General features: G+C 63.4%; 13 protein-coding genes and 1 pseudogene. 6 read left to right on the top strand and 8 right to left on the bottom strand.

Annotated elements, in window-relative coordinates:
- Window positions 1-15: 15 nt before the first annotated feature.
- The 3 genes from ACNQP3_RS19735 to ACNQP3_RS19745 all read right to left on the bottom strand — a co-directional run bounded on the left by ACNQP3_RS19735 (window position 16) and on the right by ACNQP3_RS19745 (window position 3868).
- On the bottom strand, window positions 16-1407 hold the full coding sequence (locus tag ACNQP3_RS19735; protein ID WP_014859274.1) for an aspartate aminotransferase family protein: 1392 nt from the start codon (window positions 1405-1407) through the stop codon (window positions 16-18).
- A 458-nt stretch (window positions 1408-1865) separates the two neighbouring features.
- Window positions 1866-3188: an ATP-binding protein gene (locus ACNQP3_RS19740; protein WP_003254253.1), complete on the bottom strand. Its 1323-nt coding sequence runs from the start codon at window positions 3186-3188 to the stop codon at window positions 1866-1868.
- Window positions 3185-3868 (bottom strand): response regulator transcription factor, encoded by a 684-nt coding sequence (locus ACNQP3_RS19745; protein WP_004576176.1) that lies wholly within the window; start codon window positions 3866-3868, stop codon window positions 3185-3187. Before ACNQP3_RS19745 ends, ACNQP3_RS19740 begins: the two co-directional genes overlap by 4 nt.
- Before the next feature lie 258 nt (window positions 3869-4126).
- On the opposite strand from ACNQP3_RS19745, the pseudogene ACNQP3_RS19750 reads away from it, so the two are divergent.
- The 3 genes and pseudogenes from ACNQP3_RS19750 to ACNQP3_RS19760 all read left to right on the top strand — a co-directional run bounded on the left by ACNQP3_RS19750 (window position 4127) and on the right by ACNQP3_RS19760 (window position 6758).
- Window positions 4127-5473 (top strand): annotated as a pseudogene (locus tag ACNQP3_RS19750) (DUF6861 domain-containing protein).
- Between the two features lie 18 nt (window positions 5474-5491).
- A complete protein-coding gene (locus tag ACNQP3_RS19755) occupies window positions 5492-6109 on the top strand; it encodes a GAD-like domain-containing protein (RefSeq protein WP_264316362.1) in 618 nt (205 codons plus the stop codon).
- A 22-nt stretch (window positions 6110-6131) separates the two neighbouring features.
- Window positions 6132-6758, top strand: a complete 627-nt coding sequence (locus ACNQP3_RS19760; protein ID WP_003254259.1) for a GAD-like domain-containing protein — start codon at window positions 6132-6134, stop codon at window positions 6756-6758.
- 16 nt (window positions 6759-6774) lie between these two features.
- On the opposite strand, the gene ACNQP3_RS19765 is transcribed toward ACNQP3_RS19760, so the two are convergent.
- The 5 genes from ACNQP3_RS19765 to ACNQP3_RS19785 are packed head-to-tail and all read right to left on the bottom strand — an operon-like array spanning window position 6775 to window position 12887.
- Window positions 6775-7341: a nucleotidyltransferase family protein gene (locus ACNQP3_RS19765; protein WP_004576177.1), complete on the bottom strand. Its 567-nt coding sequence runs from the start codon at window positions 7339-7341 to the stop codon at window positions 6775-6777.
- Window positions 7338-8309: an XdhC family protein gene (locus tag ACNQP3_RS19770; RefSeq protein WP_019750821.1), complete on the bottom strand. Its 972-nt coding sequence runs from the start codon at window positions 8307-8309 to the stop codon at window positions 7338-7340. The genes ACNQP3_RS19765 and ACNQP3_RS19770 overlap by 4 nt, the downstream gene beginning before the upstream one ends.
- A 3-nt stretch (window positions 8310-8312) precedes the next feature.
- On the bottom strand, window positions 8313-9524 hold the full coding sequence (locus ACNQP3_RS19775) for a cytochrome c (protein WP_264316363.1): 1212 nt from the start codon (window positions 9522-9524) through the stop codon (window positions 8313-8315).
- A gap of 2 nt (window positions 9525-9526) precedes the next feature.
- Window positions 9527-10063, bottom strand: coding sequence for a (2Fe-2S)-binding protein (locus ACNQP3_RS19780; protein WP_003254265.1), 537 nt, complete (start codon window positions 10061-10063; stop codon window positions 9527-9529).
- Window positions 10056-12887 (bottom strand): xanthine dehydrogenase family protein molybdopterin-binding subunit, encoded by a 2832-nt coding sequence (locus tag ACNQP3_RS19785; protein WP_019750819.1) that lies wholly within the window; start codon window positions 12885-12887, stop codon window positions 10056-10058. Before ACNQP3_RS19785 ends, ACNQP3_RS19780 begins: the two co-directional genes overlap by 8 nt.
- Before the next feature lie 789 nt (window positions 12888-13676).
- Between ACNQP3_RS19785 and dsbD the strand changes: the two genes are divergently transcribed.
- The 3 genes from dsbD to dsbG are packed head-to-tail and all read left to right on the top strand — an operon-like array spanning window position 13677 to window position 16988.
- The gene (gene dsbD / locus ACNQP3_RS19790) at window positions 13677-15392 is read left to right on the top strand and encodes a protein-disulfide reductase DsbD (RefSeq protein WP_264316364.1); all 1716 of its coding nucleotides are present in this window, start codon (window positions 13677-13679) and stop codon (window positions 15390-15392) included.
- The gene (locus ACNQP3_RS19795; RefSeq protein WP_230064992.1) at window positions 15392-16228 is read left to right on the top strand and encodes a TlpA disulfide reductase family protein; all 837 of its coding nucleotides are present in this window, start codon (window positions 15392-15394) and stop codon (window positions 16226-16228) included. The genes dsbD and ACNQP3_RS19795 overlap by 1 nt, the downstream gene beginning before the upstream one ends.
- Before the next feature lies 1 nt (window position 16229).
- A complete protein-coding gene (gene dsbG / locus ACNQP3_RS19800) occupies window positions 16230-16988 on the top strand; it encodes a thiol:disulfide interchange protein DsbG (protein ID WP_014861740.1) in 759 nt (252 codons plus the stop codon).
- Window positions 16989-17646 lie beyond the last annotated feature (658 nt).

Below are 17646 nucleotides of genomic sequence, written 5' to 3' on the forward strand. Positions count from 1 at the left end.
GGCCCTGACAATGGTTCAGACTGCCGCGATCAACGCCTCTGCAAAGCGCTGCGCCACGTCATCGATCTGCTCAGCGCTGATGATCAATGGCGGCAGGAAGCGCACCACCGCGCCATGCCGCCCGCCCAGTTCCAGGATCAACCCGCGCTTGAGGCACTCGCGCTGCACCTTGGCCGCCAGCTCTCGGTTGGCCTGTGGATACCCCAAGGCATCCCGCTCGCCCTGCGGCTCCACCAGTTCGACCCCAAGCATCAAGCCACGCCCGCGCACATCACCCAATTGCGGATAGTCACGTTGTAATTGCTGCAAGTGCTGACGCAGGCGCAGCCCCATGGCCTCGGCATGCTCGGCCAGGCGATGCTCGACCAGGTAGTGGATCACCGCCGAACCCGCCGCCATGGCCATCTGGTTGCCACGGAAGGTACCGGCATGGGCGCCCGGCTTCCAGGTGTCCAGCCAGTCGCGATAGACGACTACCGCCAGCGGCAGGCTGCCACCGATGGCTTTGGACAAGGTGACCACATCGGGCACGATGCCGGCGTGCTCGAAGGCGAACATGCGCCCGGTACGGGCGAAGCCGCTCTGGATCTCATCGACGATCAACGCCACGCCCGCCTGCTCGGTAATGCGCCGCACGCCCTTGAGCCATTCGATGTCGGCCGGAATTACCCCGCCCTCACCCTGTACCACTTCGAGGATCACGGCGGCGGGCAGCGGCACGCCGCTTTCCGGATCGAGCAGCAGGTTTTCCAGGTAATGCAGGTTGGCCTTGACCCCGGCCTCACCACCCAGGCCGAACGGGCAGCGGTAGTCGTAGGGGTACGGCATGAACTGCACGCCGCTGCTCAGCAACGCACCCAGTGGCTGCTTGGGGCCAAGGCTACCCATCAGACTCAACGCGCCCTGGCTCATGCCATGGTAGGCGCCATGGAAGGCCAACACGGTGCTGCGCCCGGTTGCGCCACGCACCAGTTTGAGCGCCGCTTCAACGGCGTCGGTACCGGTTGGGCCGCAGAACTGCACCTTGGCCTCGCGACGCAGCGCCTCGGGCAGGATGCCGAACAGGTCCTGGACGAAACGGTCCTTGACCGGTGTGGTCAGGTCGAGTGTATGCAGCGGCAGTTCGTCAGCCAGCACGCGCTGGATTGCCTCGACTACGACCGGGTGATTATGACCCAGCGCCAAGGTGCCAGCGCCGGCCAGGCAGTCGATGAACTGGCGGCCTTCGACGTCTTCAACATGGATGCCCCGGGCGCGCTTGAGCGCCAGCGGGATGCGCCGCGGGTAGCTGCGGGCGTTGGACTCTTGCTGTTGCTGGCGTTGCAGCAAAGGCGAATCGGTGAATTCGTACAAGGGTTGCGGCAAGCTGGCCGGTGCAACCTGGGCAAGGCTGGAAGCGGTGGACATGGGTGAATCCTCGCAAGCAAGCGGATGGGCGGTTATCGCTTTGGAAACGCTTGAGTGGGGGGAGGATTTAGCGGTTGTTACTGGATTTTATTTTTGTCTGTGCCGGCCCTTTCGCGGGTAAACCCGCTCCTACAAGGACCGCACCGCCCGTAAGAGCGGGTTCACCCGCGAAGAGGCCAGCACAGACAAACCCGCCCCCACAGACCGCACCGCCCGTAGGAGCGGGTTCACCCGCGAAGAGGCCAGCACAGACAAACCCGCCCCCACAGACCGCACCGCCCGTAGGAGCGGGTTCACCCGCGAAGAGGCCAGCACAGACAAACCCGCCCCCACAGACCGCACCGCCCGTAGGAGCGGGTTCACCCGCGAAGAGGCCAGCACAGACAAACCCGCCCCACAGACCGCACCCCCCGTAGGAGCGGGTTCACCCGCGAAGAGGCCAGCACAGGCAATAAACATCAATGCACCGGACGCGCCGGTACCCGCAACAAGACCCGCAAGCCGTCACTACGGCTGTCAAAACGCAGGCTACCGGCACACCGCTGCACGATTGCCTGCACTATCGCCAGCCCCAATCCGCAACCACCACTCTGCCCATTACGCCAGAAGCGCTCGGTCAGGTGCTCCAGGTCCGCTTCGGCAATCCCTGGCCCATGGTCACGCACCATGAAGCCCACTTGGCCGTCTGCCATCTGCACGTCCAGCTCTACAGCTTCATCACCGCCATGACGCAAGGCGTTGTCCAGCAGGTTGCGCAGTGCTGCCACCGCCAACGGTGCCGGCATGCCCAGGTAGATTTGCGTAGCCTCCTCAGGCAGACGCAGCACGATACGCCGGTTGTCGCCGCCGCCCGCATCCTGCATCGCCTGCCGCGCCACCTGCTCGGCGCTGCACTGCACGCCATCCTCGAACGACAGGCTGCCTTCTACCCGCGCCAGCATCAGCAACTGCTCAAGCGTGCGGTGCATGCGGTCGGTGCCCTGCTCGGCATGTTCCAGCGCCTGCTCGCGCACTGCACCGTCGGTCATGCGCGCCACCTGCAGGTGGGTCTTGATCGCGGTCAACGGGCTGCGCAGTTCATGCGCGGCATCGTCGGTCAGGCGCCGCTCACGCTCGAGGGTCTGAGCAATGCGCAGGAACAGCTGGTTCTGGGTCTCCAGCAACGGCTGTAACTCGCTGGGCATGCCCGCCACCTGCAGCGGCTCGACACTGTCCGCACGCCTGCGGCGCAAGGCATCACGCATGCGGTTGAGCGGCTCCAGGCCCTTGCCAAGGCCGATCCACAACAGCCCCAGGCTGCCAAGCAGGGCCATCAATACCGGCGCCGATGCCGCCAGCAGAATCGACTGGTTCAGTGCCTCGCGCTCCATGTGCCGGTCGGCCGTGGTGATGCGCACATCGCCGTGGTTGTAGGTAAAGGTGCGCCAAAGCGCATCGTCGATGGTCTGGTCACGGAACCCGCTGCGCTCGTCGTCCATGGCGCCATCGTGCTTGTGGTTGCTGGCGAGGATCTCGCCACGCAGCGAGCTGACCTGGCAGGCCATGCCATCCGGTACGCTGAACTGGTCGGCAGAAAAATGCGCCTCCCCGCCCTTGGCGGTCAGCGGCTGCGGCAACTGGTCGATCAACCCGGCGACCATACGCGCCGACGCCACCAGGCGCTGGTCGAGGGAGAACATCATCTGCTGGCGCAGGTCACGCAGCATCCACGCCGCGGCCAGCGCCCAGATGATCACGAAGGCGCTGCCGAGGATCAGGCTCAGGCGTACCCGAAGGCTCATGATGCGGCCTCTTGCGGTGCCTGCGCCGGGCCCAGCCGGTAGCCCAGGCCACGCACGGTCTCGACAATGCCGTTACCCAGCTTGCGACGCAGGTGGTGGATGTGCACATTCAGGGCGTTGCTCTCGACCTCGTCGCTGAAACCGTATACGCAGTCCTTCAGTTGCTCGCTGGACAGCACGCGCCCGGGGTTCTGCAGCAGCGCCTGGAGCAGGGCCTGCTCACGGCGGGACAGGTCGACATGCTGGCCGGCCAGGGTCGCCTCGCAGCTACTCGGGTCATAGCGCAGCGGGCCGTGCTCGATCACGTTCACCGCCCGCCCGGCCACCCGCCGCAGCAAGGTATGCAGGCGTGCGGCCAGCTCGCGCAGATCGAAGGGCTTGAGCAGGTAATCGTCGGCACCGGCCTGCAGGCCATCGACACGATCGGTGACGGCATCGCGGGCGGTGAGCACCAGTACCGGCAGGGTCTCGCCTTTTTCGCGCAGGCGGCGCAGCAGCTTGAGGCCGTCTTCGTCGGGCAGGCCAAGGTCGAGGATCATCACGTCGAACTGCGCGGCCTGCAACATCGCCCGCGCAGCGGCGGCGTTGCCCACCCGGTCCACGGTCAGGCCCTGAGCGGTGAGGCCGGCGCAGATGCCGGCGGCGATCAGGTCGTCGTCCTCGCAGAGCAGAACGTGCATGGTGGGGCTCCCGGAGTGGTGTGGCTGGTATTGCACCTTGGGCGGATTAAGGGGGGATTATGGACCTTTTGGGGAGGGTTGGGGGGAGATCGAGCGCCGCGCGGGTCGCCACCCTGCCCCTCGCAGCCTCAACGCCAATTCCCGAGCTTCTCGAACACAACAGAAACGAAGTCGCCTTTTCCTACAACTGACCCAGAAACCTCTGATCCGAATCCATGATGGGATTTCCCCCTGCACACGTTGTCAGGGAGACACCTCATGTACCTGGATTACCTCGTGCCCTCGTGGCACGAGATCGAGTCACGTGTCATCGCCATGGTGGGCTATCAAAGCGGTGGCCAGTTCCGCACCAGCCTCAATGAAGAGGTCGCCTCGCTGGGCCTCAACCTGCGCCGGATCGAAGCTGTCCGCACAGCCTTCTACCACGCCGAATGGCAGGCGGCGCACCTGCTACGCCAGCGCTTCGCCGACCTCGACATCAACAGCATCGTCGACGAACTGCTGAGGGTTGTGCAGCAGATGGCGATGATCGTCATCGGCAGCACCGTTACCGGCGGCCTGCTTGGAGCGGGGGTTGGCGCATTCACTGGCGGCGCCGGAACCATTCCGTTCGCTGGCGCAGGCGCGGCCATGGGCCTCAAGGTCAGCGGCTGGATCCTCGGAGCGCTGGGGCTGGCCTCCATTGCCGAGTTCTTCGTCGAGGGCTTACCGCGTATCGGCGAGTACTACGTCGATGGCATCCGCTTCGCCTGGGAAGGCACCTGCGGCAATGAAGGCACCGGCCCGTTCTGCCGGGACGCCCCCTATGCGATATCTCGGGCCACGCATCAGATTGCCCAAGGCCATGTGGAAGTCGTGGTGCTGTTGTTGGGGGCAATCGTGTCGTACCTCACCCGCGGGCGCGGCGATGCCCGAGTGCTGGCCCAGGAGATGGCGGCCAGCCGCAAAGGCGCGCGGTTGGGGCAATGGATGCTCCAGCATGAAGAGGGGTTGAAGAAACGGCCGGATCTGCAGGTGCCGGAGCGGCGCAAAGGGGCGATGGATGATCCGCAGCCAGTTCAGCCGAATCGGCAGGCGGGAAAAGACAAGGAGCACCCCACAGGGAAGCCCGGTAGCATGCCGTTGCATACGGTGGCGTGTTTCAAGGCGGATAAATTGCCAGCGTCGAAGCATGGCGAGTTTGAGCGGCAGTAAAAGGAACAACAGGATGGGTTGAATCGGCTGACGGTTGAGGAGTTTTTGGAGAACGTTGCCAATCCTGTAAAGCGTGACCCTGCGGTCGCACGCGCTGCACGCAGGGATCTACAAGACCGGTTGGAAAAAAGAATCAACAAGGAGCTGCTCGCCGAAATGAGCCCAGCAGAAGCAACTAGACTGTCGACCATAAAGGCGAAAGAGACGATGGCCACCTTGGCCGCGCTACACAATCCCGACTTAAGCGCGGGTGGCAGAGACATGATCTCAGACTTTGGCGACAGGCACGTCAACTCCAGCATTGGTGCTCAATGGCGAAACAGACTAGCCAGCATAAAAGAGGCTGCGGAAAAATCGCCGAAATTCGGCACCCACTCGACTTACATGAATGTAAGACTTCATAAGTGCTAACGACAAGAGGCATCGCAAATGGATGAGGTATTCTCCATATTCCTTGACAATATAGGCGCGCCTTTTTCGCGTCGAGAGGTGCCCCCCTCCAGCATTGATCGCTATAACGGAAAACTTCCAGCGTTGTTACTTGCATACTGGAAAGAGCATGGATGGTGTGGTTTTGGCGAAGGTATATTCTGGCTGGTTAATCCACAGGAGTATGAGGGCGTGGTCTCATCCTGGACCGAGGGCACCCTCCTTGAAAACCGGGACACTTACCACTTGATTGCCAGAAGCGCTTTCGGCGACCTGTATCTTTGGGGAGAGAACAGTGGCTTTTCAGTAAAAATCACAAGTCTTCTGTCCCGTTACACAGGTGAAAACTGCACACTCACTGAAACGGAAGCAACCAGAGAGGTCCAAAGCTTCTTTCTATCAAGAAAAAAAGAACACAACGACTTTGAAAGCCTTTTTGAGCCCGCGAAGAAAAAGCTGGGCATCTTGAAAGAAGATGAGATATATGCATTTGTTCCTGCATTGATGCTGGGAGGGCGCCCCGACCTCAAATACCTGGAAAAACTTAAAGCAATAGAGCATTTAATTTTGCTGTCTCAAATCACCGAACTCGAACCCTACAGCTTCTCTGACTTCTGAGCACACAAAAGGACCTAAACGAATGGATGTCATCTTCAGCATTTTCCTGGAAACCTTCGGCGAACCCATCGGCCAGCAACCCGTACCACCTGCCGCTGTCGATCATTACCAAGGCAAACTCCCCAATCGCCTCCTTGAATACTGGCAAGACCACGGCTGGTGCGGCTACGGCGGCGGCTTGTTCTGGCTTGTAAATCCTCAGGAATACCAGGGTGTAGTGGCCTCTTGGTTGGCAGGTACGCACTTCGAAGCATGCGACACTTATCACCTCATCGCCCGCAGCGCTTTTGGCGACCTGTACCTATGGGGTGAGAAAACCGGTTCGGTGCTGACCATCGCGGCCTACCATTCCCGTTACCTCGATGGCGCTCACAGCTCAGGCGACGAAGAACGGGACAACAAGATCCACGGTTTGCTCATGTGGCTGATGACCGAGTGCGTCTACTTCGACGACCTGTTCGAACCTGCCAGGGAACGGCTCGGCACCCTGGGCTCAGACGAAATGTATGGCTTTGTCCCCGCCTTGATGCTGGGAGGCCCAGACAGCCTTGAGCGTCTTGAAAAGCTGAAGGCAGTGGAGCATCTGGTGCTGCTTTCCCAACTGAGCGAACTCGAACCCTATGAACTCACTGGCGAAGAAGATGAATAGCCTTTGACGAACGCATTCAAGGGCGCACCGCATCCGGCCTATCGACATCCTGCAACACACCGGCATCCTGCACCTCTAGCCTGACGCAAACCGCTGGGTTGGCCTTGACCACCGAACGCGCCCCTTCATCACCCTTCAGCCGGGCAAGCGCCGGCCAGAAATCGCGCCCGAACAACACCGGATGGCCCTGTCGTCCAGCATGACAAGGCAGGACTATCGTTGACCCACTGGCCTCACGTGCAAGCAAATCCAGGGTCGCGGACGCCACCCAGGGCATATCACCCAACAGAATCGCTACTGCCTGCGCCTCGCTGTCAGCCAGCGAAGCGGCACCGGCCGCCAGGCTATGGCCCATGCCCAATGTGAAATCCGGACTGGAGACCACCCTGCACCGCGCAGGCAACCCCAAGTCCACGCCTCGCTCCCCTTCACGCAACACCACCCGCACATCATCGAACACTGCGCAGGCGCTCTCTACGCTGTGTACCAGCAAGCTTCGACCGTCAGCCAGCAGCGAACGGCGCTTGTCAGCGCCGAAACGCACACTGCTGCCTGCCGCCAATACCAACGCAACCACGCTCACAGCGCCGCCCGCTCGATGCCATTGCGCGCACGAAGGATATCGGCCAGTACCGCCAGGGCGATCTCGGCCGGGGTCTTGCTGCCCAGGTTCAGGCCAATCGGCGCATGGATGCGCGCCAGCTCGTCGCAACCCAGGCCACCAATTCGCTGCAAGCGTTCGCGACGCTTGTCGGAGGTGGCCTTGGAGCCCATCACGCCGATGTAGAACGCTTCGGTCCGCACGGCTTCAAGCATGGCCAAGTCATCGATTTTTGGATCATGGGTCAATGCCACCACTGCCGTATCGGCATGGCAACCGCCATTGGCGATGAATTCCGACGGCAGCTCGCGGCGCACCTCTATGCCATTCAGCACTACGCCGTCGAGTACTTCGTCACGCGGCTCGCAAAGGATGACCTCAAAACCCAGCCCCCTGCCGAATTCGGCGCAAAAATGCGCCACGCTGGAATAGCCGGCCAGCAGCAGCCGCTGGGCGGCGCCGACACGCAAGCGCACCCGGGCATTTTCCCGTTCGACCCGTGGCCCCTGACTATGGTCATCGAGCAGCTGGCGGGTACCCGTTGGCAGGCTCACCTCACGCAGTACCCGGCGCTGGCCCAGCAGCGCACGTTCCAACTCACGCAGATGCGCCTGCACCTCGCATTCAACCGGCAGGTTCTCCACCAGTACTTCAAGCACACCGCCACACGGCAGGCGAACGCGCGAACGCGGGTCGCTGCCGTCGCCATAACGCACGATGGCAACCGGCTCCGGGAATTCCCCGAGGGCCACGCGTTCGAGAAAGTCGTCTTCGACACAGCCACCGGACAGCGAGCCCAGCCACTGGCCGCTGGCGTTCACCGCCAGCAGCGAACCCGGCGCACGCGGCGCCGAGCCGTAGGTGGCGAGCACCGTGCACAACCATACCCGCTGGCCGTTGCAGGACCACTGCAAAGCCTGACGGACCACCTGGAGATCGAGATGCTGCACGCTTTACTCCGCCTTCAGCTCGGCGAGCTGCTGTACGTTCAGGTCGCCGGGCAATCCACCCCAGGCCTGGCGCAGGTAGTTGACCATATCCGTCACCTGTTGGTCATCAAGCTTGTCGGCAAAGCCCGGCATCGGCTGCATGCGCTCGAAGCCGGTGAACTGCTGTTCACGGATGCCCTCGAGGACCACCTTGACCAGATTGCGCGAGTCGGCCTGGCGCAGCACGGTGTTGCCGCGCATGGCCACGGCGATGTGCGGCTTGCCCTCGCCGTCGATCCCATGGCAGCCGGCGCAGACGTTCAGGTACTGCTGGTGGCCCCGCTTGGCACTGTCGCTCATCTGCTCCAGGGCAACGGCCTCGATAGCCTTGGCCGGCGGCGGCTGGTCACCCAGCAGGTAGGTGGCCATGGCCGCAAGGTCTGCATCTTCAAGGTGCTGGGTGCTGTGGTGCACCACCGGGAACATCTCGTTGAACATGCTGCCTTGGGCGCTGATGCCGTGCTTGAGGAAGGTGGTCAGGTCCGGCTGGGTCCAGCCGCGCTCGGCCAGGTCCTGGGCCAGCAGGCTTGGCGCCAGGTAGCCACCCAGCAGGCCGCCGCTCAGGCGTTGGTCCTGCTGCAGCGCACCGATCGGGTTGCGCGGGGTATGGCATTCGCCACAATGGCCCATGACCTCGACCATGTACTGGCCGCGCTGCCAGGCCGGGCTTTTACCCTCGGTCGGCTGCAGTTGCACGCTCTTGCCATACAGCATGTTCCAGCCGCTGAGCCCCATGCGCACATTGAACGGGAAGCGCAACGCGGTCTGCGGTGCCGGGCGGTTGATCGGCGGTATGGTCATCAGGTAGGCGAGGATCGCGTCCGAGTCTTCACGCTTGATCAGGTGGTACGAGGTGTAAGGCATCGCAGGATAAAGGTTGGCGCCGTCCTTGCGCTTGCCCTCGGTGACTGCGGCGAAGAACTCGTCGGCGCTGTAGTTACCGATGCCGTACTGTTTGTCCGGGGTGATATTGCTGCCATAAATGGTGCCGAACGGCGAATGGATCGGCAAGCCGCCCGCATACGGCGCGCCGCCTTCGGCGGTATGGCAGGCCATGCAGTCGGCCGCGCGGGCCAGGTATTCACCGCGCTTGACCTGCGCATCGTCGGCCGCCAAGGCAAACGAACTGACCGCCAACCCGAGGGCCAATGCCGAGGCGCTACGTACGAAGCCCATGTTCAACCCTCCTTGACCAGGCCGAGATCGTTGAGCACCTTGCGGGTGGCATCGTAATAACGCACGTAGCCTGTGCAGCGGCAGATGTGGTGACCAAGGCTGGCCTCGATGCGGTCTTCCACTTCGCTCTTCTTCAGCGGCTGGCGCTGGGCCGTTTCCACCAGCACGGTTGCGGCGTTGACGAAGCCTGGTGCGCAGTAGCTGCACTGGAAGGCGAACAGGTCGACGAACTTCTGCTGGATCGGGTTGAGCGTCAGGTTGCCGGCCTCGTCTTTTTTGGCATGGCCTTCGATGGTGCGAACCTTCTTGCCTTCGAAGTAATGCGCACCGGTGATGCAGGTGCGCACTTCTTCGCTGGTGCCGTCGGGGTTGTCGACGATCACCACGCAGGCGTGGCAGATGCCCTGGCCGCAACCCAGGCGCGAGCCGGTGAGGTTCTGGTGTTCGTGCAGGTAGTCGATCATCGCCAGGTCCGCGGGGACCTCGACCGGCCCGACCGGTTGACCGTTGAGCGTCAGTTGCAGTGGACGGTTAGCCATTGAGGGCCTCCTTGATACGGGCTGGGGTGATGGGGAGATCGCGCACGCGCTTGCCGATGGCATGCGCGACGGCATTGCCGATGGCACCGACGACCGGGATCATCACCACTTCGGCGATGCCCTTGGAGGGGTCGGTCGGTGACAGCGGCGGGAGGATTTCGCTGGTCTGCTGCCACACCGCCACATCGCGCGCATGCGGCAGGCGGTAGCGGTTGAAGTTCCAGTCGCCCTCCCCGGGCCCACCCTCGTACAACGGCATTTCTTCGGTCAGTGCATGGCCAATGCCCATGGCGATACCGCCTTCGAGCTGGCCCTTGACCAGTTCCGGCACCAGCACCCGGCCACACTCGACCCAACTGTGGTGGTTGAGCACCTGCGTCTCCAAGGTGCCTTTGTTGACCTTGACCTCGACGATGGTCGCCACCGGGCTGTAGTAGGTGACCATGGCGTTGTTCAGCTGGGTGTCGGGGTAGGCCGCATTCTGCCGGTCGAGCAGGTGATAGCCATGGCTGCCCATCTGCGCCTTCTTGGCATTCACCGCACCATCGCCGTACTTCACCGCCATGGCATCGAGCGGGAAGCGCTCGCGCACGCCATCGATGACAAAGTCGGCCTCGGCCCAGCTCCAGCGGTTGAAGCCGTGCACGCTCACGCCAGTAACCAGCCCCATGTCGTGGGCCTTCTGCGCCAGCTGGGCAAACGGAATCGGCGCCAGGCCGTTGCCGGTCAGCTCACCGTTGACCCACACCGCATTTTCACGGCGCACCACCAGCGGGTTGGCCTGGCCGCCGTGCGGGCCCTGGCTCCAGATCGCCATGGCCGCCGGCCACAACCCATGATTGAACAGCACACGCGCCGCTTCGCGGGTGGCATGGCTGAAGTAGAACGCCGAGTTGGTCGCCGACGATGGCGACGCCAGCTTGCCGACCCAGCGCGGGTTGCGCAGCGCGGCGTCCTGCTCCGGCTGGCTGATCAGGTACGGGTTTCCGCTGGTGCTCAATTGCAGCTCTGGCCATTCGGTGACTGCAGTCTTCACCTCGTCGGCCGAACGGCCGAGGAAATCGCTGACCACCAAAGCCTGGGAGGTGGACATGCCGGTGCCCAGCTCGGTGCCGATATGGCGCAGGCTGATGCGGCCATCGGCGCTGAACTCGACACTGGCCATCGGCGCCTCGGAACCTGTGCCGAAGTCCTTCTGGCAGATGGCGAAGCCGACGCCGTACCAGTGGTCCGGGTCCTTGGCGTCCATCTGTTGCTTGCGTGCATCGCGGTTGCGCCACCACTCGTGCACAGCGGCCTTGTCGAGGATCTCGTACAGGCGCAGGGCGCCGGCCGGGACCGCACCCTGGGTGTTCTTCATGCCCGACTTCAGCGCGTTGGCGCGGCGCAGGTCGATGGCATCGACGCCCAGGCGGCCGGCGATCTCATCCACCATCATCTCGGTGGCCGCCATGCTCTGCAGGGTGCCGTAACCGCGCATGGAGCCGGCCTCGACGCCACGGGAATAGTAGGCGGTCACCGACAGGTCGTTCTGTGGCATGTAGTAGATCGACTGCGCTGCCGTGGCGCCCACGGCTGCCACCGACGGGCTGTAGTTGATGCGCCCGCCGCCGTCGCAGCTCATGTCGGCGCGGAAGATCTTGAAGCTGTTGTCCTTCTTGTCCACCGCCAGCTGGTAGCGGATATCGAAGGCATGGCGCTTGATACCGCTCTGGAACTGCTCGTAGCGGTCGTTGGCCAGGCGGATCGGCACGCCGGCGCCGTAAAGCGCAGCCACCGCGGCATAGAAGACGAAGATGTTGTTGTCTTTTGAGCCATAGCCCACGGTATAGCCCGGATGCATGTTCAGCGTGTTCAGGGCAAAGCGCGACGGCTTGATCATGTGCACGCATTCCTGCGCCACTTCGAACGGGCACTGGGTGGCGACCACGAAGTGCAGCGTGCCCGTGGCCGGGTCATACCAGCCGTTACCGTTGTCCGGCTCCAGCGCGGCAGGTTCGATGGACGGCGTCTTGTAGCGCTCGTCGAACACCAGCCAGTCCTCGGGCGGGTTGTCCAGCTGCTCGGCCATGCGCTTGGCGTAGAACAACCCCTGCTCGGTCAGGTCGCCGTGCTGGTTGGGCTGCTTCGACCACACCGGCTTGCGGTTGAGAATGGTGGGGAACAGCATTGAGTTCTTCAGGCTGGAGAACTCATCGTCGTCGAACGGCGTGGCGCCGCCCACCCGCACGAAGCGGAAGCTGCCATAAGGGTCGCGCTGGTACAGCGGCGCCTGGGCACCGTAACGGATCGCCTGCTGATTGAACTGCAGCTTGCGCTTGGCCTGGCGGAAGCGCTCGAAGTCGTGCCAGATCAGGATCGCCACCGGGTGGCCGATGAACATCGGCACCTTGCCGGGCGGCAGCAGCGGGTCGGGCGAATGGGCCTCGGGCCAGGCAATGCCGTCCTGTTCGAGGTCGGCGGCTGTGACGATGCGGTCCGGCTGCAGGTCGGTGCCGAGCAGGCTGAGGTCATGCCCGGCATAGATACGATCAACCGTGGTGGCCTTGAGCAGCAGCGCATGGCCCTGCTGCGCGGGCCACCCGGGCATGTCCTTGGCGCGGATGTCGCGGGCGAACACTTTGTCGCCGCAGACCTTGGACAAGGCATCGTTACGGAAACGCGCCTTGCCGTCGTGGTTCATCCACTTCTGCGGCGAAGTGGTAACGCGCTCCTCCATCAACGCGGCGAAGGCCTGGCTGCCAAGTGGCGCCATGGTCACGCCGACACCAGCGATCAGGCCGCCTTGCAGGAAGGCGCGCCGGGAAATATCACGGTTGGACATGCTTGATCCTCTGGGCAGTTGGGGCCTGCCCTTTCTTTTGATTCTTGGCCTGGCTTGATAAAAGCTGACCTTGGCGTCAACTTTACAGCAATTGGGTGGATATAGGCAAAGTCAAGCCGACAATGTGTCGCGGTGTGTATAGGGCAAGAGGCGGAATTCGCGCTTTGGCGGGTAGGTGTTTGACGGGAGATTTTCAGCGCCTGGTAGGTGTTCGCCGGGAGAGTTTCAGCGCCCGGTAGGTGTTCGCCGGGAGAGTTTCAGCGCCCGGTAGGTGTTCGCCGGGAGAGTTTCAGCGCCCGGTAGGTGTTCGCCGGGAGAGTTTCAGCGCCCGGTAGGTGTTCGCCGGGAGAGTTTCAGCGCCCGGTAGGTGTTCGCCGGGAGAGTTTCAGCGCCCGGTAGGTGTTCGCCGGGAGAGTTTCAGCGCCCGGTAGGTGTTCGCCGGGAGAGTTTCAGCGCCCGGTAGGTGTTCGCCGGGAGAGTTTCAGCGCCCGGTAGGTGTTCGCCGGGAGAGTTTCAGCGCCCGGTAGGTGTTCGCCGGGAGAGTTTCAGCGCCTGTGAGATCGAGCGCCGCGCGGGCGGCGCTCGATCTCACAGGCGCTGAAAATCTCCCGGCAAACACCTCAAAATTCCAACGCCGCCCCCCTCGAAAATCCAACAACGAAGACCCTGCAAATCCAGAACCAAACTCTTACTACTCCCTGACCACCCCAACCCCAACACCCGCGTTAACCTTCATTTAATCAACCCCAGCCAGCATGGCCCCATTCCCAGATCTGCCAAGGCGAAGACATGCGCGTTCTCCTGCTCTTCCTCACACTCCTACTGGCCGGCCCGTTGCAAGCCAACCCGTTCGATGTGAAACCAGACTTCCTGCCGGTTGACCAAGCCTTCGTGCTCACCCACGACCGCCAGGCCGACGGCCAGATGCGCCTGTACTTCCAGATCAAGCCGGGCTACTACCTGTACCAGAAGCGCCTGAAGTTCGATGGCCTGCCCACCGAGCAACACCCGCAACTGCCACCGGCACTCAACCATCACGACGAGTTCTTCGGCGACAGCGCGGTGTACCGCGACCAGCTTGAACTGCTATTGCCTGCCAACGCCCAGGGTCAGTTGCGCCTGGGCTGGCAGGGCTGTGCCGATGCCGGCCTGTGCTACCCGCCGCAAACCACCTCGATCGACTTGGGCGGCAGCGTAACGCCCGCCGCCGAGCAAGCCAGCGACCAGGCCCTGGCCAGCGGCCTTCAGCAAGGCCACCTGGCCTGGAGCCTGTTGGCGTTCTTCGGCCTTGGCCTGCTGCTGGCGTTTACCCCCTGCTCGCTGCCGATGCTGCCGATCCTGGCCGGGCTGGTGCTGGGCAATGGCGCCAGCGCCCGCCGTGGCTGGCTGCTGGCCGGGGTCTATGTGCTGAGCATGGCCCTGGTGTACGCCGGGCTGGGGGTGGTTGCTGCCCTGCTGGGTGCCAGCCTGCAAGCCTGGCTGCAGCAACCCTGGCTGCTGGGCAGCCTGGCGGGGCTGTTCGTGCTGCTGGCACTGCCGATGTTCGGCGCCTTCGAACTGCAACTGCCTGCCGCCCTGCGCGACCGCCTGGACCGCGCCGGGCAAGGTACCCGTGGCGGCAACCTGTATGGCGCGGCATTGCTCGGGGCGTTGTCCGGCCTGTTACTCGGCCCGTGCATGACTGCGCCGTTGGCCGGTGCGCTGCTGTACATCGCGCAGAGCGGCGACGTGCTGCAAGGCGCGCTGGTGCTGTTCAGCCTCGGCCTGGGCATGGGCGTGCCGCTGCTGTTGCTGGTAACCCTGGGCAACCGTTATCTGCCGCGCCCGGGTGCGTGGATGAACCGGGTCAAGGGTGTGTTCGGTTTCGTGTTCCTGGCCATGGCGCTGTACACCGTGCGCAGCCTGCTGCCTGCGACCTTGCTGCTGGCACTGAGCGGCGCCTGGCTGATCGCCCTGGCCTGGGCTGCCTGGCCGGCCCTGCAACGGCTGCCGGCGTTGCGTGCAGTACCGTTGCTCGGCGCGCTGTGGGGCGGCCTGCTGCTGGTAGGCGCGGCAGCCGGTGGCGACGACCTCTGGCAGCCACTACGCCCCTTCGCCGGCGGTGCCGCCGCGCCAGCCCAGAGCCAGCATACCGAGGACAGCTTCGTCACTGTCAGCCGCCCCGAAGACCTGCAACGTGAACTGGACGCCGCCAAAGCCCGTGGCCAGTGGGTGATGCTCGACTACTATGCCGACTGGTGTGTGTCGTGCAAAGTCATGGAAAAACAGGTGTTCGCCCGCAGCGACGTGCAGACCGGCCTGGCCGGCGTGCACCTGCTGCGCCTGGACGTGACCGCCGACAGCCCGGCCAGCAAAGCCCTGCTGCAGCGCTACCAAGTACCCGGCCCGCCCAGCATCATCTGGATCGGCCCGGAAGGCGAAGAACGCCGCGCGCGGCGCATCACCGGTGAGGTGGACGCAGCAGCGTTCCAGCAACACTGGGTCCAGACCAGGAGCCAAGGCTGATGCTGACCGTAACACTCGGGCCACTGACCATGGCCCTCAACCACCTGCTGATGCTCACCGCCCTGGTGATCGCCAGCGTGGTCGGCTGGTGGGTCGCCCGACGTGGCGGCGAGAGCCCGGAATCGGCGCTGTTCAACCTGTTCCTGATCGGCCTGCTGTGTGCCCGCGCCGGCTTCGTACTGGCCTACTGGCCGATGTACCGGGACGACCCGCTGCAAATCATCGACATCCGTGACGGCGGCTTCCTGTTCTGGTCGGGCCTTGCCGGCATCGTGCTCGGAGCCCTGTGGCAGGGCTGGCGCCACCCCGGCCTGCGCCGCCCGCTAGGCTGGGCGCTGTTCAGCGGCGCACTGTTCTGGGGTCTGGCCAGCCTCGGCGGCCACCTGTACAGCAAAGGCACCGAGTTGCCCGACCTGAGCCTGCGCAACGCCGGCGGCCAGGCCGTGGCATTGCACAGCTACCGCGGCAAGCCGCTGGTCATCAACATCTGGGCCACCTGGTGCCCGCCCTGTCGGCGTGAGATGCCCGTGCTGCAACAGGCACAAAGCGATTACCCGCACGTGACCTTCCTGTTCGTCAACCAGGGCGAAACCCCGGAAAACGTCAGCACCTTCCTCGCCACCACCGGCCTGAGCCTGACCCACGTGCTGTTCGACGGCACCGGCCTGCTGGCCCAGCGCGTCGGCTCAATGGCCTTGCCCACCACCCTGTTCTACGACGCCAACGGGCGGCTGGTTGGCAGCCACCTGGGCGAGCTGTCCCGGGCCAGCCTGCGCCACGCCCTGGAACCTTTCGACCGGGCCCTTGCGCCCGCCCCTGCCGCACAAGGAAACTGACATGCGATTGACTGCACTGCTGCCCCTGTCCCTGGCCCTGCTGGCCGCCCCTGCCCTGCAGGCCGAAGAACTGCCCAAGGCGGTTCAGCAACTGCAAGCCAAAGGGGCCGTGATCAAGGGCAGCTTCGATGCGCCCAACGGCCTGCGCGGTTATGCCGCCGAGTACCAGAACAACGCCCTTGCCCTGTACCTGACCCCCGACGGCAAGCACGTGCTGGTCGGCAGCCTGTTCGACGAGCAGGGCAAGGACCTGAGCGCCGAGCCGCTGCAAAAGCTGGTATACGCGCCGATGAGCAAGGAAATCTGGGCGAAAATGGAAAAGACCGCGTGGATCGCCGACGGCAAGGCCGACGCGCCGCGCAAGGTGTACCTGTTCAGCGACCCGAACTGCCCCTACTGCAACATGTTCTGGGAACAGGCGCGGCCATGGGTGGAGTCGGGCAAGGTGCAGTTACGCCATATCATGGTCGGCATCATCCGCGAAGACAGCCCGGGCAAATCGGCGGCGCTGCTGGCAGCGAAAGACCCGGTCAAGGCCCTGCAGCAGCATGAAAAGGCCGGCAAGGCCAGTACCCTGAAGGCGCTGGAACAGGTGCCAGAGGCTGTGCAACAGAAGCTGGCGGCGAACATGGCGTTGATGGAAGAGATGGGGTTGCAGGCGACCCCGGCCATTTTCTACCAGGATGAGCAAGGCAACCTGCAAAGCCAGCAAGGGGCACCACGGCCGGAGATGCTTGGGAAGATTCTGGGCAAGCGCTAGTGCATGTTGTGGGGCACAGATCGAGCACCACGAAGCAGGTGACGCGGGGCATGGCACCGGCTACGCCGGTGTTCGCGGGTGAACCCGCTCCTACGGGGCGCGCGCTAACGGCTGGATTTTGCGCCAGGCATGTGATCGCAAGGCCTGCGCGGTCGGGCGTAGGAGCGGGTTTACCCGCGAAAGGGCCGGACCTGCTGGCCAATTTCCACCAGCCGTTCACCGTTGCCGCCGCCACTGTATTCGCGGGTAAACCCGCTCCTACGCTGATCGGGGGTGGAGACACATTGGTGATTGGACGCAGGCCGTTCTTTCGCAAGCAGTAAATCTCCCGGCCCGGCAAATCTACCCAGCGCAGATTTCAATCTGCCACTCAACAAATCTAGCAACAATTATTCGGCACCCCCTGTCGTTAAACATCGTCTGCTTGCTTCCCTTACTCAAATCCCACACACACGCACAACAAAGAACACTCGGGCGCTCACAACAGAGCGTTCGAGCATCAAAAACAGAAACTTCTTACACAATTAGAAGAAAAAACAAGTCCCCAAAAACATTATCAGGTTTAAGTAAGACCCTTCTGAAGAATTTTCCCACAAAAATAGCTTTAAACCGAACACTCCAATATCACGTCCAACCACGCCATCCCCACCGAAAGATT

The organism is Pseudomonas sp. LFS074, assembly GCF_047978165.1.
Taxonomy (GTDB): domain Bacteria; phylum Pseudomonadota; class Gammaproteobacteria; order Pseudomonadales; family Pseudomonadaceae; genus Aquipseudomonas; species Aquipseudomonas putida_P.